A 16,340-nucleotide genomic window follows, 5' to 3' on the forward strand; every position below is an offset into this window, starting at 1 on the left:
GGTCAGAGTGTGATTGGGCATTATACCTGTTTAGGTATGATGCGTCAGCCTAACAGAAGATATTAGGCCAACAATCCAACAAATTATGTTGTTGAACAGGCTATAACGTAGAAATGGCTGCCACTACGCCGTTACGGGTCATGGTTACTACCACACCGTCAACGTTTAATGGTGCATCGTATATAGCATCGTCTTCATCATCGCCGCCTACATCGACGCGAGCCACTATTTGGCCAGTTTCTTGTTCAATCCAATGAACGAAGCCCCAGTTGTCACCCACAACAATATGTTCACCCACTGGCGTTGCCGCAGTAACAGAACGAGACTTCAAGCCACCTTGTGACCAAAGTTCTACACCGTTTCGTCTGTCTAGTGCGTAAATATTGGAGTTGTTATCTACAACAAAAATACTGTTACCTTCTATACTCAGGTTGCGATACGAGCCGTACTCACGCTTCCAAATAATACGACCACTGCGCAACTCTACTGCTGCCAGTGTGCCATTGTAGGAAACCGTGTAAATGGTGCCACCAAAAAGCACAGGTGTGGTATCAAGGTCAACAATACGTTCTAACTCTGTCGCGCCCGTTGGCGTGGCAATGACCGTTTCCCAAGCAAGAATACCTGAATCGAGTAGGTTAACTTGCAACTTACCGGTAGGCGTTCCAATTAAGGCGCCGCCGTTTGCCGCCACTGGGCCCGAAATACCACGAAGGGTTAATGGAGGTGTATCACCTTCATGTCTCCATAGTTGCTCGCCAGTACGAGTATCAAAACCAAACAAGGTGCCCGCACCCGTGTTAACAACTAAAATACCTTCGTCTGCAGAAGGCGCTGCTAAGACTTCGCCAGGAATAGACGCTTCCCACTTGGTTTCGCCTGTTTCGTAGTCAAGTGCCATTACAACGCCATTTTCTGTGCCTACAAACAACAATCTGTCGGCAACGGATATTCCGCCAATACGCGCACTTGCTCCACTACGCCAAAGGCGAGCAATGGAGTCCCACCAGCCGTCACCTTCAAATACGGCGAAGTCACGTTCCCATAAAACATCACCGTTCTCTGGGTTCATAGCGACAACGCTGCCATGGCGATCAGCGGCATAAAGGTTTTCGTAAGCATACACTGGGCGAAGGCGAGAGAAGTAATGATCGACACCGTCGCCGATGTCTCTGTCCCATTTTACTGACGGCGTAAACTTCGCTTCGATTGGTTTCAAACGGCGAATTTCGAGCTCTTCTTCATCTGCAAACCAATCAGAGACGGTAGAACAACCGGAAAGCGTTACAGAGATGGCCAATGCCATGCCCATCGCCCGAGCAAATCGGCCCTTACGGCCACACGTATTGTGAAACAAATTGCTTACCTCTTTATTTTTATGTACCAGCTTATTGGCCCGCAGCAACGGCTAAGTTGTCTAACTTCATTTGCAATAACGGGTTGTTGGCATTTTTTTCTAGCGCACCTGAGTAGGCTAAACGAGCATCATCAAATTTGCTTTGTTGCTGATATACATCACCTTTCAGTTCAGATACTTCAGCAGCAAATGCTTCGTTCGTAATATTGCCTAGCGTAGACAACGCTGCGTCTAGCTGGTTCATTTCAATTTGAACTCGAGTTAAACGAATAGCGGCTAGCGCTTTTAATTCTTCATTTTCAGCAAAGGTAACCACACGGTTTAGGTGTGATGCTGCGGCGTCAAACTCACCAGCATCTACTGCTTGTTTGGCTGCCAAGAGGCTAGCAATACTGGCGTAGCCTGAGTCTTCGTTTGCATTAATAAAGGCGGTAATTTTATCTGCGCTACCTTCTTCACCATAGGTTTCCACTGCATTTTGGTATTCTACTGATGCCGCTTCTTTGGTTGCCATCTGCGTATCAGAGTAGTAACGCCAGCCCCAAAGTCCACCTAACCCCAATGCTGCACCTACAATAATGGCGGTACCGTGCTCTTTCCAAAAGCGTTTAATCGCTTCTACTTGTTGGTCTTCTGTTGCGAATTGTTCCATGATTTCCTCTTATTATGCGTTCAGCAGGTCGGCAATGGTGCTCGACAACGCATCAAAAGCGATTGTCTGTTGCTCTTGACCATCACGTAACGGCTTTACTGCCACTTCACGTGATTGCATTTCTTGTGACCCTAACAACAAGGCAAAACTTGCCCCTGTTTTGTCAGCGCGTTTTAATTGTTTTTTAAAGTTTCCGCCGCCACAGTGCATCATCACCCGCACACTAGGCAATGTATCACGAAGGTGTTCTGATACTTCTAAGGCATAAGCCTGAGCATCATCGCCCATCGCGGTAACATACACATCAGCACTGCTAGAATCTAGTGCATCTTCACTTAACGTGGTAAGTAAAAGTACTAAACGTTCCATACCCATGGCAAAACCTACCGCAGGTGTAGCTTTTCCGCCTAGCTGTTCTACCAAACCATCATATCGGCCGCCCGCACAGACTGTACCTTGCGAACCTAAGCTTTCGGTTACCCACTCAAAAACGGTGCGATTATAATAATCTAGCCCGCGCACTAAGCGTGGGTTGATTTCAAATGCAATACCTGCTTGTGTTAAGCGTTCGCATAAGTTATCGAAATGGGTTTTAGATTCTTCATCTAAGTGATCTAGCAATGATGGCGCATCAGCAATGGCTGCTTGCACATTCGGGTTCTTGCTATCAAGTACACGAAGTGGATTTGACTCTAACCGGCGAAGCGATTCTTCATCAAGCTTATCTGCGCGTTCTTTCAAATAGCTAATTAAAGTTTCACGGTAGGCCTGACGGGCTTCGTTTGAACCTAATGAGTTAATTTGCAAGGTAACGTGCTTTTCAATACCAAACGCTTTCCATAGTCGAGCGCTTAATAAAATCACTTCCAAGTCGATATCAGGCCCATCTAGGCCGTAGGTTTCAACACCGAACTGGTGGAATTGGCGATAACGCCCTTTTTGCGGACGTTCGTGGCGGAACATTGGCCCCATATACCACAAGCGCTGCTGTTGGTTATACAACAAGCCATGCTCATTACCGGCACGCACCGTGCTGGCAGTACCTTCAGGGCGAAGTGTTAAACTGTCGCCGTTTCTGTCTTCAAAGGTATACATTTCCTTTTCGACAATGTCGGTCACTTCGCCAATAGAGCGTTTGAACAAGTCGGTACTCTCTACAATAGGCGTGCGAATTTCTTGATAGCCATAGCTGGCCACCACTTGACGGAGTACAGATTCTACTTTCTGCCATGTACCGGATACTTCCGGCAGGCAATCATTCATTCCGCGAATTGCCTGAATAGTCTTAGCCACGTGAAATTCTCATACTGCTAAATAGTGAAAAGCCCCGCATTATAGGGGCTTTGAAGATAAACAACAATCGTACAGGCTTAGTCTTTCACCGATACCTGTATTTTGTTAGCTTCGCTCATGCGGGTTGCCTTGGCACGAATTCTTGCTTCAAGCTTATCGATAAGGTCATCATTGGCCAATCGCTCTTTCACGCGTTTACCATCTTCGTATAACCCGCTCATGTTTCTGGCGCCCGTTAAGCCTAAGTCTGATACCTCAGCTTCTCCAGGACCATTCACGACACAGCCGATAATAGAGACATCCATAGGCGTAAGAATATCTTCAAGACGTTGCTCTAACGCATTTACCGTACCGATAACATCGAACTCTTGTCTTGAACAACTTGGGCACGCGATGAAGTTAATGCCACGAGACCGGATTCGGAGCGACTTTAAAATGTCGAAACCCACTTTAATTTCTTCGACCGGATCGGCAGCCAGTGAAATACGAATAGTATCACCGATACCCTCTGCCAAAAGCATACCTAGACCAACAGAGCTTTTTACTGCACCGGCACGTTGACCGCCCGCTTCAGTAATACCCAAATGAAGTGGCTGATCGATTTGCTGAGCTAATAGTCGATAAGCCCCCACCGCCAGAAACACATCAGAGGCTTTAACACTCACTTTGAATTGGTCGAAGTTAAGCTTATCGAGTATATCTACATGTCGCATGGCCGACTCAACCAAAGCTTCAGGCGTAGGTTCGCCGTATTTCTCTTGTAAGTCTTTTTCCAGCGACCCGCCATTTACGCCAATGCGAATGGGGATATTTTTGTCTTTGGCACAATCAACCACTGAACGTACACGTTCCATATTGCCAATATTACCAGGGTTAATTCGCAAACAATCAACACCGTACTCCGCCACTTTAAGCGCAATACGATAGTCGAAATGAATATCGGCCACTAAGGGCGTGCTAACTTGTTTACGAATCTCTTTGAATGCTTCAGCAGCGTCCATGGTAGGTACGGAAACACGAACAATCTCACCTCCTACAGCGACAATACGATTAATTTGATCAACCGTCGCAGCCACGTCAGTGGTACGCGTATTCGTCATAGATTGAACGGCAATGGGCGCACCATCGCCAATAGGAATATTACCTACATTAATACGCGTGGACTTTCTGCGTTTGATAGGACTTTCTGCAAACATCTAATTACCTACATAGGAAGCGAGAATCGCGCTATCTGGCCATTTTGAAAGGCCGTGATATCCACGGGGTCGCCATTAACTGATATACGTACATTATCCGGTTTGCCGAGTGTAACTGCAACAGGAGGCACACCTTGAATTTCCATAACACGGCCAGATTGCTTAACACCGTAAGCAATTGCCTCACCGGTTGCGTCTTTTATGTTCACCCAACAATCATCATCGAAGGTAAATGTCATCGATATGGGCACTGCCCCACTTTGACTGCCGGTGTCCGAAGAATTGTTAGTAACTTGGCTACCTAAACGGATTTCGCCGGAATCTGAATTGCTCACCAATGCGGTCAGGTTATTACTTTCGTTAATACCTGCTGACGGCGGCAAGCTTTCATCATCTGTATTACCGCTATTAGGTTGGCTATTGGTTGGTGAAGGTTCAAAGCTGCTGTTTCCGTTACTGGTGAAGTTACCATTACCAGATTGAGGAAGCGCAGCACTACCAGTATCAGTAGCTGTATTAGTATTTGCGCTGTTTAACGCACCTGAACTGGTGTGGTTAGTTGCTTCGGGGATGGGGGTGTTAGCAGCTTCTTCTTTAATTTCGTCAAGATTAGGCGCTTCAACGATAGCTTCATCACTTGGTTGCTGAACCCACCACACAACAATGCCACCGATTATCAGTAACAAAATAATATAGGTAACCATCATCCAGCGATCGTCGTGTGTCTGTTTTGCGACACGACGAGAGAAACTTTGTAGTTTTGCCGGTGGTTCAACACTTGTATGATATTGCTCAAAGGCAGCAACAACGTGTTCGGCATTTAATCCTAGTTGTTTCGCGTAGTTTCTTACGTAGCCTTTTGTAAAAGTAATAGAGGTGGTTTTATCCACAGCATCTTCTTCCAAGGCATTGATTTGAGAGACTTTCAAGAAAAGCTTATCAGCGATTTGTTGCTGCGTTAGCCCTAGCGATTCCCGTCGCTCCTGAAGCATTTTACCTGGGCTTGGCACGGTAGACTCTTGTGCTAAACCTGCTTCCTCAGTCGTTTGTTGTTCTGACACCATTCGACTTCCTATTCCCCTTGCATGTTGTGTGGTACTATCCAAATCTTCATACCGGCAAAAATCGCGCCAGCATTTTCAATGTTGTTCCACTCCTTCAGCGAGGTAATTTTAATGTTATGCTTTAGAGAAATACGATAAAGGTTTTCGTTAGCCTTTACTATGTGGAATTGCGCTTGCTGAGAAGGCAACCCTGATTTTGTTTCTGTTTCTGCGTGTGCTGAGTGAGATACTTTGTCAGCGTTAGTATCTTCCCCTTTTACTTTTCGTTCAACCTGTGGGGCATGCTGCGCAAGAATATTCTTATATTCCGCTGTATACGGGCTGTCAGGAAATAAGGTTGATAAGTTATACCCCACTTCTTTTGCCCCTTCCCAATCGCCTGTCCCTTGGTGTATTTCAAATGACAGCCATAAGGAATCGGGAGAAGGTTTAGCAACCCGTTGGTATTTGTCTAACGTGTACTTCGCTGATGTCCACTGCTCGGTGGCAACATAAAGCTCTGTCAGTAAATATAAACTTTTAGCACGCAACGGCTGGTGTTTGAGTGCACTTTGAAAATAGGTAATAGCATCATCAGTATTACCTTGGCTTTGTGCACATAGGGCGAGATTTTCGTAGGTTTCTGCTGAATTAGCGTATTGTTGATTACTCACGGCCTTAAGAAAGTACTCTTTAGCGCCGTCGTAATCACCGTCTTGGCACTTGAATGCACCGTAGCTGTTTGCGATATCACCGTTGTTTGGTGCTAAGGACATTGCTGTTTGATATAGATCATCGGCTCGCTTTGCGTCCCCCACCAGTTGGTAATAATACGCGATAGCATAGTTGACCTCAGCTGAGCGCGGATCGTATTCAAGCGCTTGATCTAAATTCACTTTGGCTTGTTTATAATTATTGTTTTTAAGGTAGGTTAACCCTAAAGACATACGAGTTTTAGCAGCTTCCTGGCGATCAAAGTTACTATTGTAACTGCCTGGTTGCGAGTTGCTTACGCATCCCGCTAAAAAGACGACAGCTGCTATCAATCCTATTCGCATGTTATTACCCTAATATCTTAATGATTATTGGGCCATTTTTACCGAAATCGCTTCGCCCTTCACCTGTTTTTTTAACAATCGTTTGGTTCTGTCTACAACATCACCCACTAATTGCCCACAAGCAGCATCTATATCATCACCACGAGTTTTGCGTACAACGGTGGTAAACCCATAATCCATAAGAACTTTTGAGAATCTATCGATACGCGAATTGCTTGAACAAAGGTACGGTGAACCCGGATAAGGGTTAAACGGAATTAAGTTAATTTTACTCGGTGTATCTTTCAATACTTTCGCTAATTCATGCGCTTGGTCGGTACTGTCGTTAATGTGTGAAAGCATAACGTATTCAACCGTCACTCGGCCTTGGTTAGCTTTCGATTTTTCAAGGTAACGGCGCACACCAGCCAAAAAGGCTTCAATATTGTATTTTTTATTCACCGGCACAATTTCATTACGTAGCTCATCGTTTGGCGCATGCAATGAAATCGCTAAAGCCACGTCGATTTGATCACCAAGCATATCAAGTGCAGGCACAACACCTGAGGTACTCAAGGTCACGCGGCGCTTCGATAAACCAAATCCGAAGTCATCTAACATGATGTTCATAGCTGGCACCACGTTTTTAAGGTTAAGCAAAGGCTCACCCATGCCCATCATGACTACGTTAGTAATAGGACGTTTACTGGTATCTTTCGATAAACCAAGAAAAGTCGCTACTCGCCATACTTGACCAATAATTTCACTGACGCTCAAATTACGGTTAAAACCTTGTTGAGCGGTAGAGCAGAACGTACATTCAAGGGCGCAGCCTACTTGTGACGATACACAAAGCGTTGCACGGTCAGCTTCTGGGATCCATACCGTCTCCACTTCCTGACCGCCCTCAAGCGCTAACGCAAACTTAATGGTGCCATCGCTAGCTTCTTGGAAATAGGCAATCTCTGGTGCTTTCACTTCACAGTGTTCTATCAACATTGCACGCAGGTTTTTATTCAGGTTGCTCATTTTCTCAAAATCGCTTTCGCCCTGCTGATAAATCCATTTCATTACCTGATCGGCACGAAATGGTTTTTCTCCTTTGTCTTTGAAGAAATTACGCAAGCCTTCGCGATTAAGATTTAACAAATTTGTCTTTGCCATAAAATGATGACCCTTTTACCTATTCAAAGCTATTGCCTTGTACTGCTAATATGATGACGCGAACGGACGTTAGGAAGTTCGAATCCACGTTGCTCTAAATCTACTTGAGTTATTAAGATGAAGCCTCGGGAGCCTCTATCGGAAGCCTCTAAATAACGAGTTACTCTTAAAGCATAAGTAGTGAAAAGCCGTTCACTTGTAGGACGTAAGCAGAAGAAATGCTGCTAAGAAAAACCTTACGCCCAAAACGGACAAAAGTCATAGACCAAAGCCGTTCAAAATTTGCGCGGATTTTACCATACTTGTTCAAGTAGAAAAAGCGTAACCCACAGACTAAATATAGGGTGTAACTTGCAATATTGTTGCCCCATCTTGACGGAATAAATCAAAGCCAGTAGCTGAACAATAAAGCTAAAAAAACAGACTTGCAGAAACAAAAAACGAGGCCGAAGCCTCGTTTTTTAGATTCGGTCGTTTGCGATTAACGCGTACGAGGACAAATCTCTTCTTCAGAGAAGAAGTAAGCAATTTCACGTGCAGCTGATTCAGGTGCATCAGAACCGTGACATGCGTTTTCATCAATTGACGCAGCGTAGTCAGAACGAAGTGTTCCAGCAGCAGCATCAGCTGGGTTAGTTGCACCCATAATTTCACGGTTTTTAACAACAGCGTTTTCGCCTTCAAGAACCTGAACCATTACTGGGCCAGATGTCATGAAATCAACTAGAGCGCCGAAAAAAGGACGTTCTTTATGTTCTGCGTAGAAACCTTCAGCTTGTTCTTTGCTCATGTGGATCATCTTAGATGCCACGATGCGAAGACCTGCAGATTCGAAACGGTTGTAAATTGCACCGATAACGTTTTTAGCTACCGCATCAGGCTTGATAATCGAAAAAGTACGCTCTAGAGCCATTGTTTTCTCCAAACAAATTTAAGTCTTATGAATTTTTGGCCGCGAATTATAGGCAATTATTAACGGCTTGACCAGCGGCGATTTCAACACCCCATGGCGCTCTACTACACGTGATAAAAGTGACACTATTATGACAGCGTTTATGACGCACTCGGCTTTGGACGCATATTACACTTAATTTTACCTAACGCCCGGCACCAAAATTTATATAACTAACTGTTTTCTTTAGCAAGATGTTGAATTTTCGCCACGATTGCACGAAGGCCATTTCCCCGAGTCGGCGTAATATGGCGCTCCAAATCTAGCGCTTCGAAATAGCCATCAATGTCAAATTCAAGAATATCTTTCGGCGATTTATTATTATAAGCCGCTAAAACTAACGCCAATAAGCCTTGAACAATCACTGCGTCACTGTCTACTTCGAAGGTAATTTGGTTATTGTCGTAAGACTCAACCAGCCACACACTGCTTTGGCAACCTTTTACCAGCCTGTCTGCCGTGCGCTTGTCTTCTGGCAAGCCTGGCACAGATTTACCTAAATCGATAATATATTGATAGCGCTGTTCCCAATCATCGAAAAACGCTAAATCATCAATTATTTCTTCAGTAGAGGGTAATGCCATGAATAATCCTGTGTTATTAAAAGAAAAGGCCCGCTTCTAGCTGCGCTTCTTCACTCATCATTTCTCGTGACCACGCTGGATCGAATACCAACTCAACGTTGACGGCAGTAACAAAGGGAACAAGTGCTACACGATATTCTACATCGCCTACCAATACTGGCCCCATGCCGCAACCTGGCGCGGTTAGCGTCATATCAATATCAACTTCGCCACTATCTTGATCAACGTTAACCTTATAGATAAGCCCTAGCGATACTAAGTTAATCGGTATTTCAGGGTCGAAGATAGTTTCAAGCGCATCCCAGACCTGCTGCTCACTCACTTTGCCATCTTCAGGCTCGGCGAAGTTAAGTACTTGGGCTTTACGGCCAATCGCATCGGCATCGGTGCCGTCAATACGGTACATATTGCCACGCCACGTAACCGTGTAATTGCCACCTAAATCTTGCGTGATCGTAACAAACTCACCCTCTGGTATGGTTGCAGGGTTTCCTGCCGGAACAAGACGTGCTTTACACTCTCGTTCTGTCACCACCATCTTCTGCTTCATGCTATAACTTCTTAATATTGCAGTTAGCCAACGTTGAAGCTTTCGCCACAACCACACTCATCAACCACATTTGGGTTGTTGTACTTAATAATGCCGTTCACACCTTCAGTTACATAGTCAATTTCCGTACTACGTACTAGGTCTGCTGCATCTTCTGAAACCGCAACACGAAGGGTTGGTGAAATTTCTACAATTTCGTCGCCGTCTTTAGCGCTATCGGCAAAATCAAGTTCGTATGCATAACCGGTACAGCCACTTACACGGGTAGATAAGCGAATTAACTGACCCGGCTTGTCTTTAAGCTTGCTTTCAAAATGCTTAATGGCGCTGTCGCTCAAGGTAATAAGCTTTGTGCTAGGAACAAATGTTTCAACACTCATAGTGCCTCCTTAGGCCAACATCATTTTCGCTTTCTTAAGTGCAGCAAATAAGCTGTCCACTTCTTCAAGCGTGTTGTAAATTGAGAACGATGCACGAGCAGTGCCTGGAATACCAAAGCGCTTCATCAGCGGCTGAGCACAGTTATCGCCCGTTCTTATTGCTACGCCTTGCCTATCAAGAATAAATCCAATATCACCAGGGTGCGCACCGTCTAATAAAAAGCTTAAAACACCGACTTTATTAGGCGCTGTGCCAATTAAACGCATACCTTCAAAGGCAAGTGCTTGTTCAGTGGCGTAGTTTAATAGTGCTTGTTCATGGTTATGTAATGCGGCCATATCAAGATTTTTAAACCAATCAACTGCAGCACCTAAACCAATAGCACCTGCAATATTAGGTGTACCCGCTTCTAGCCGATTAGGTAACTCGCCCCATGTGGCTTCATGATAAGACACGTCTTTAATCATTTCGCCGCCGGTTTGCCATACTGGCCAGTCTTCTAGCACCGATTTACGGCCCCATAAAACACCAATGCCAGTCGGTCCGAATAGCTTGTGCCCAGAGAAAGCGTAAAAATCGCAACCTATGTCTTGTACGTCAACGCCGCCGTGAGCAATGCCCTGCGCGCCGTCCACTAACACCCATGCACCTACTGCTTTCGCTTTTTCCGTTAGCAGTTTAATAGGGTTAACCGTACCTAATGCATTTGATACATGCGGAAACGCCACCATTTTAGTGCTAGGTGTTAAGAGTCTATCGAAAGCGTCGATATCGAGCTCACCGTTATCGAACACCGGCACAATATTTAATGTTGCGCCAGAACGTCGACACGCTTGCTGCCACGTAACCAAGTTCGCGTGGTGCTCTAATTCTGTCACCATGACTTGGTCGCCTTCGCGAAGCAACTGCCCCAACCCGTTAGCCACAATATTAATGGCTTCAGTGGTACCGCTGGTCCAAATCACTTCTTCCCGCGCACTGGCGTTAATGAAGCCCGCTACACTCGTGCGCGCATTTTCATAACGACGAGTTGCTTCATCAGATAAATGATGAGCGCCGCGATGCACGTTCGCATTGGTGTTCGTATAGAAATCGACAATGGCATCAATCACCGCTTGCGGCTTTTGCGTTGTCGCCGCGTTGTCGAGGTAAACCAATGGCTTACCATCTACCGTTTTAGCAAGGATTGGAAACTGGGCGCGAAGCGCAGCAACGTCTAAGCTCATTTAACCTCCATGTGTGCAAAGCGCTCGCTTAGCACAGGAAGTAACCAATCGCGGATAGCCGCATTTGGCATATCGTTAATTAGCTCTTGTATGAAACCAAAGTTCAACATCACCAAGGCTTTACTGCGCGGAACACCACGAGTCAGCATGTAATAAAGCGCTTCACCTTCAATTTCTGCCACTGTTGCACCGTGAGCACAGCGCACGTCGTCAGCATAAATTTCAAGTTCAGGTTTGGTGTTGATAACACCGCGACGAGACAACAATAAGTTACGGTTGTTAAGCTCTGCCAAGGTCTTTTGTGCGTCACGGTGAATGTGAATACGGCCATTGAACACAGCACGGGCTTTATCACCCACAATCCCACGCGCATTTTCTTCTGTGGTGCCGTTAGGCATGGCGTGCTCAATGGTTGAATGTAAGTCGAATAACTCACCTTCAGCCAACAAATAAATCGCGTTCATTTTGGCGTTAGCAAATTCACCGGCATGATGCATATCTACATCTAAGCGAGACAACTCACTGCCATAGCCCACTAGGGTGCTATTTAAGGTTGAGCGGTCGTGCAACATAAAGTGACTACCACCAAGTTGTTTGGCGCTGCCTGTGAACATAGCAAAGCGGTAATGCTCCAAGTGCGCATCGTCAGCAATATCGTATTCTGCGAATGCTGTTGTAAGGCTATCGGTATCACCTGAACCTTGTTCAATGATAATCGCGCTTGATGCGTTACCTAGCTTAACCAATACGCGAGTATGGGCATCTACGTTCTTAGTCGCTAAATTCACTATGCGAATAGGCTTAGTTACTTTTGCGCCATCTGCCACATTAATGAAAACACCGTGCTGACAAAGTGCATCGTTAACGCGACCAAATAAATGGCGTGTTGGCTTCACTTGTCCGAACACACTCGCAATCGCTTGCTGTGTAGCCGCATCGTCAACGTTTAGCGATGTAATCACCATGCCTTCTGGCACGTCTAGCGTGTTAATTTGCGTAACTAACACACCATCGACAAACACGATATCTAACGCGTTTAAGTTATCGATGTTTGGCACAGGTACGCTGTCTGCTTGCGTGGCAATTGCAACGTTACGCTTTTCTACAGGCGTAAGTGGCGTATTGATCCAGCTTTCGTTACGGCGTTTCGGCCAACCATCGTTTTTTAATTGTGTTAAGGCCTGCTGACGCACGGGCGCCAGATAATCATCTAGCGCTGCCCCATCAATGACCTGTTCTAGCCATTGACTCATGCTTCAGCCTCCTCGTAGGCTTTACCTAAGAAGGCATAACCGCTTTTCTCGACTTCTAGTGCCAGAGATGCATCACCACTTTTCACAATTTTGCCGTCGGCAAGAATGTGTACAAAGTCAGGTTTGATGTAATCAAGCAAACGCTGGTAGTGAGTCACTACGATAAAGCTGCGTTCACCATCACGTTGGCTGTTTACACCATCAGCAACCACTTGAAGTGCATCAACGTCTAGGCCCGAGTCAGACTCATCAAGAATACAAAGCTTTGGCTCTAACAAAATCATTTGCATGATTTCGTTACGTTTTTTCTCACCACCAGAGAAGCCTTCATTAACACCGCGCTTTAAGAAATCTAGCGGCAATTGCACTTGCTTACACGCATCTTTGGCTTTCTTTAAAAATTCTGCAGCAGTAAGCGGGTTTTCGCCGCGCTGTTCACGCATGGCGTTTACAGACTCTTTCATAAATTCCATGTTGCTTACGCCTGGAATTTCTACTGGATATTGAAACGCTAAGAACAAACCTTCACGGGCACGTTCTTCCACTTCTAAATCGAGTAAATCTTTACCGTTCAGTGTCACTTCACCTTCGCTAACTTCATAACCATCACGGCCAGAAAGCACATAACCAAGGGTACTCTTACCGGCGCCGTTAGGGCCCATGATAGCGTGTACTTCACCTGGCTTAACTTCTAGGTTAAGCCCTTTAATGATGTTTTTCTCTTCTACGCTGGCATGTAAATTCTTGATACTAAGCATTGATTACCCCACTGAACCTTCAAGACTAATTTCGAGCAGCTTGCCGGCTTCTACGGCAAATTCCATCGGCAGCTCTTTGAATACTTCTTTACAGAAACCGTTAACAATCATGGAAACGGATTTTTCTGTGTCTAAACCACGTTGCTGGCACAAGAACAACTGCTCGTCGCTTACTTTCGACGTTGTTGCTTCGTGCTCAACAATGGCACTTGGATTTCTACTTTCGATATACGGGAACGTATGCGCGCCGCATTTATCGCCGATTAACAGCGAGTCACACTCTGTGAAGTTACGCGCGCCATCGGCACGAGGGCCCATCTGCACTAATCCACGATAGGCGTTGTTACTGTTACCCGCTGAAATACCTTTAGAGATAATGGTAGAGCGCGTGTTCTTACCAAGGTGAATCATCTTAGTACCGGTGTCGGCTTGCTGCCTTCCACGGGTTAACGCCACTGAATAAAACTCACCTACACTGTTATCGCCTTTCAGCACACAGCTTGGGTATTTCCACGTCACCGCTGAACCGGTTTCAACCTGAGTCCACGAGATTTTTGCGTTTTTATGGCAAATACCACGCTTGGTCACGAAGTTGTAAATACCGCCTTTACCGTTTTCGTCACCTGGGTACCAGTTTTGTACTGTTGAGTACTTAATAGTGGCATCATCCATAGCAACCAATTCAACCACTGCGGCGTGTAATTGATTCTCGTCACGCTGGGGGGCAGTACAGCCTTCTAGGTAGCTTACGTAACTCCCTTCTTCGGCAACAATTAACGTACGTTCAAACTGACCAGTGTTCATTTCGTTTATACGGAAATAGGTAGAAAGCTCCATAGGACAGCGTGTGCCTTTGGGGATATAAACAAATGATCCATCGGTAAATACGGCACTGTTTAATGCGGCAAAGTAGTTATCGGTGCGCGGTACTACTGAGCCGATGTACTTTTTCACTAAATCTGGGTATTTCACCAGCGCTTCAGAGATAGGGCAAAAGATAACGCCCGCTTCTTCTAACTTGCTGCGAAAGGTTGTTACCACTGAAACTGAGTCAAATACCGCATCTACAGCAACACCCGCTAGCATTTCTTGTTCATGCAACGGAATACCTAGCTTTTCGTAGGTACGCAGTAGTTCCGGATCGACTTCATCAAGTGACTGAGGCTTATCTTTCATACTCTTTGGTGCCGAGTAATAAGAAATGGCTTGATAGTCAATTTTAGGGTAGTCGACATGGGCCCAATCAGGCTCTTCCATTTCAAGCCACGAATGATACGCTTTTAAGCGCCACTCTAGCATCCACTCTGGCTCGTTTTTCATTGCTGAAATACGGCGAATTACTGACTCGTCGAGGCCACTTTCAAAAGTCTCAGATTCGATCTCTGAATAAAATCCAGCATCGTACTTTCTTTCTAACGCCTGTTCGATCTGTTCACTCATGTTGGGATCTCACTTGTTTGCCTGCGTTTGCTGCCTTCACTACTGGCCTCTCGGTCTTGCCAGTAAGTCACGTTGCCGTTTTAGCTATTCACGTATTTGCCAAAACGCATTTGCGATATTCTTATCGAATATCTAGACAGCCTAAAATTTTGGTGCCGTATTATATAATACCTGAGTATTTCACTCAAATATTCAATAGCCCTGTTAAATAAAAATTAAATATCGTAGCAATCGGTAATTGCGATGCCGTGCGACAAAAGACGCTATCGGCTTGCGGCCAATACTGTCGCCTCACGTAAACGGGTAACAATATCGATGACTTTATTGATGACGTAGGTAATGTCATCTAATGTGGTGAACCTACCTATACTAAAACGTATTCCAGCGTGAGCCAGTTCACTACTTCTTCCTATGGCGCGTAATACATATGAGGGTTCTAAGCTTGCCGATGTACAGGCAGAACCTGAAGATACCGCAATATCATTCATCGCCATCATCATACTTTCCCCATCCACACCACCAAAACTCACATTTAAAATGTTCGCTATACGCTGAGTTTCATGACCATTAAGGTGAATATCATCTAACTGGCTTAGCCCTTCCCACAATGCTGATTTTAACTCGCTAATAAGGGCGGTATCATTCTCTAACTGCTGATAGGCAAGGTGTATCGCTTCCCCCATACCTACAATTTGGTGGGTTGCTAGTGTGCCTGAACGCATTCCTCGTTCGTGACCGCCACCGTGAATCTGTGCCGCTAAGTTGATTTTTGGTCGACGGCGAACGTATAACGCCCCCATCCCTTTCGGACCATAAATTTTATGCGCTGAAATAGATAACAGGTCGACTGGCAATGCTTGCAAGTCAATAGGAAGCTTACCTACGCTCTGCGCCGCATCGACGTGAAACAGGATGTTCTTAGCACGGCAAAGCTCACCAATAGCACTAATATCTTGAACAACACCTAATTCGTTATTTACGTGCATTACTGACACTAAAATGGTGTCGGTAGTTATTGCTGCTTCAAGCTGTGAAAGTGAAACAAGACCTGACGTATCCACATCTAGGTAAGTCACTTTAAAACCTTGCTTTTCAAGGTATTCACACGTATCTAAAACAGCTTTGTGTTCGGTATTAACGGTAATGATATGTTTACAGTTATTCGCATAGCCTTCTGCTACACCTTTAATAGCTAAATTATTCGATTCTGTCGCACCCGAGGTAAATACAATTTCTCGTGGGTCGCAGTTCAGTGCATCACTTATTTGATTGCGTGCGACGTCTACCGCTTCTTCCGCCATCCAACCAAAACGATACGAACGGGAAGCTGGGTTGCCAAAATTGCCATCCATAGTCAGGCACTGCACCATTTTTTCTGCAACCTTTGGGTCGACAGGCGTGGTAGCGGCGTAATCTAAATAAATAGGTGTTGAACGAGACATAAGCGACTAAAA

At 45.3% G+C, this 16,340-nt stretch carries 16 protein-coding genes; all 16 read right to left on the bottom strand.

The window, feature by feature from the left end; all coding sequences use genetic code 11:
* Nucleotides 1–100 precede the first annotated feature (100 nt).
* Complete coding sequence (bamB, locus tag FLAVO9R_RS13700) at nucleotides 101–1,357, bottom strand: outer membrane protein assembly factor BamB (protein WP_159532184.1); 1,257 nt, start codon at nucleotides 1,355–1,357, stop codon at nucleotides 101–103.
* Between the two features lie 31 nt (nucleotides 1,358–1,388).
* Nucleotides 1,389–2,009, bottom strand: a complete 621-nt coding sequence (locus tag FLAVO9R_RS13705; protein ID WP_159532186.1) for a YfgM family protein — start codon at nucleotides 2,007–2,009, stop codon at nucleotides 1,389–1,391.
* Between the two features lie 12 nt (nucleotides 2,010–2,021).
* A complete protein-coding gene (gene hisS / locus FLAVO9R_RS13710; RefSeq protein WP_159532188.1) occupies nucleotides 2,022–3,302 on the bottom strand; it encodes a histidine--tRNA ligase in 1,281 nt (426 codons plus the stop codon).
* Nucleotides 3,303–3,379: 77 nt separating this feature from the next.
* A complete protein-coding gene (gene ispG, locus FLAVO9R_RS13715) occupies nucleotides 3,380–4,498 on the bottom strand; it encodes a flavodoxin-dependent (E)-4-hydroxy-3-methylbut-2-enyl-diphosphate synthase (protein ID WP_013783286.1) in 1,119 nt (372 codons plus the stop codon).
* 8 nt (nucleotides 4,499–4,506) lie between these two features.
* On the bottom strand, nucleotides 4,507–5,562 hold the full coding sequence (locus tag FLAVO9R_RS13720) for a RodZ domain-containing protein (protein ID WP_159532190.1): 1,056 nt from the start codon (nucleotides 5,560–5,562) through the stop codon (nucleotides 4,507–4,509).
* Between the two features lie 8 nt (nucleotides 5,563–5,570).
* Nucleotides 5,571–6,599 (bottom strand): type IV pilus biogenesis/stability protein PilW, encoded by a 1,029-nt coding sequence (gene pilW, locus FLAVO9R_RS13725; RefSeq protein WP_159532192.1) that lies wholly within the window; start codon nucleotides 6,597–6,599, stop codon nucleotides 5,571–5,573.
* Nucleotides 6,600–6,623: 24 nt separating this feature from the next.
* Nucleotides 6,624–7,742 (bottom strand): bifunctional tRNA (adenosine(37)-C2)-methyltransferase TrmG/ribosomal RNA large subunit methyltransferase RlmN, encoded by a 1,119-nt coding sequence (locus tag FLAVO9R_RS13730; protein WP_159532194.1) that lies wholly within the window; start codon nucleotides 7,740–7,742, stop codon nucleotides 6,624–6,626.
* Nucleotides 7,743–8,223: 481 nt separating this feature from the next.
* Nucleotides 8,224–8,655, bottom strand: a complete 432-nt coding sequence (ndk, locus tag FLAVO9R_RS13735; RefSeq protein ID WP_013783282.1) for a nucleoside-diphosphate kinase — start codon at nucleotides 8,653–8,655, stop codon at nucleotides 8,224–8,226.
* A gap of 212 nt (nucleotides 8,656–8,867) precedes the next feature.
* Complete coding sequence (locus FLAVO9R_RS13740; protein ID WP_126873141.1) at nucleotides 8,868–9,278, bottom strand: SufE family protein; 411 nt, start codon at nucleotides 9,276–9,278, stop codon at nucleotides 8,868–8,870.
* A 16-nt stretch (nucleotides 9,279–9,294) separates the two neighbouring features.
* Nucleotides 9,295–9,828, bottom strand: coding sequence for a putative Fe-S cluster assembly protein SufT (gene sufT, locus FLAVO9R_RS13745; RefSeq protein ID WP_159532196.1), 534 nt, complete (start codon nucleotides 9,826–9,828; stop codon nucleotides 9,295–9,297).
* A gap of 23 nt (nucleotides 9,829–9,851) precedes the next feature.
* Nucleotides 9,852–10,208: a HesB/IscA family protein gene (locus FLAVO9R_RS13750; RefSeq protein WP_126873140.1), complete on the bottom strand. Its 357-nt coding sequence runs from the start codon at nucleotides 10,206–10,208 to the stop codon at nucleotides 9,852–9,854.
* Nucleotides 10,209–10,217: 9 nt separating this feature from the next.
* Nucleotides 10,218–11,435: an aminotransferase class V-fold PLP-dependent enzyme gene (locus FLAVO9R_RS13755; protein ID WP_159532198.1), complete on the bottom strand. Its 1,218-nt coding sequence runs from the start codon at nucleotides 11,433–11,435 to the stop codon at nucleotides 10,218–10,220.
* Nucleotides 11,432–12,688, bottom strand: a complete 1,257-nt coding sequence (gene sufD / locus FLAVO9R_RS13760; RefSeq protein ID WP_159532200.1) for a Fe-S cluster assembly protein SufD — start codon at nucleotides 12,686–12,688, stop codon at nucleotides 11,432–11,434. Before sufD ends, FLAVO9R_RS13755 begins: the two co-directional genes overlap by 4 nt.
* Nucleotides 12,685–13,446 carry a Fe-S cluster assembly ATPase SufC gene (gene sufC, locus FLAVO9R_RS13765; protein WP_159532202.1) on the bottom strand — a complete coding sequence of 254 codons (762 nt, stop codon included), beginning with the start codon at nucleotides 13,444–13,446 and terminating at the stop codon, nucleotides 12,685–12,687. The genes sufD and sufC overlap by 4 nt, the downstream gene beginning before the upstream one ends.
* 3 nt (nucleotides 13,447–13,449) lie before the next feature.
* On the bottom strand, nucleotides 13,450–14,886 hold the full coding sequence (gene sufB / locus FLAVO9R_RS13770; RefSeq protein ID WP_129739519.1) for a Fe-S cluster assembly protein SufB: 1,437 nt from the start codon (nucleotides 14,884–14,886) through the stop codon (nucleotides 13,450–13,452).
* Between the two features lie 263 nt (nucleotides 14,887–15,149).
* Nucleotides 15,150–16,328, bottom strand: coding sequence for an IscS subfamily cysteine desulfurase (locus tag FLAVO9R_RS13775; RefSeq protein WP_159532203.1), 1,179 nt, complete (start codon nucleotides 16,326–16,328; stop codon nucleotides 15,150–15,152).
* Nucleotides 16,329–16,340 lie beyond the last annotated feature (12 nt).

The sequence above is a fragment of the Alteromonas sp. 38 genome, from assembly GCF_902506055.1.
Lineage (GTDB): Bacteria > Pseudomonadota > Gammaproteobacteria > Enterobacterales > Alteromonadaceae > Alteromonas > Alteromonas lipotrueae.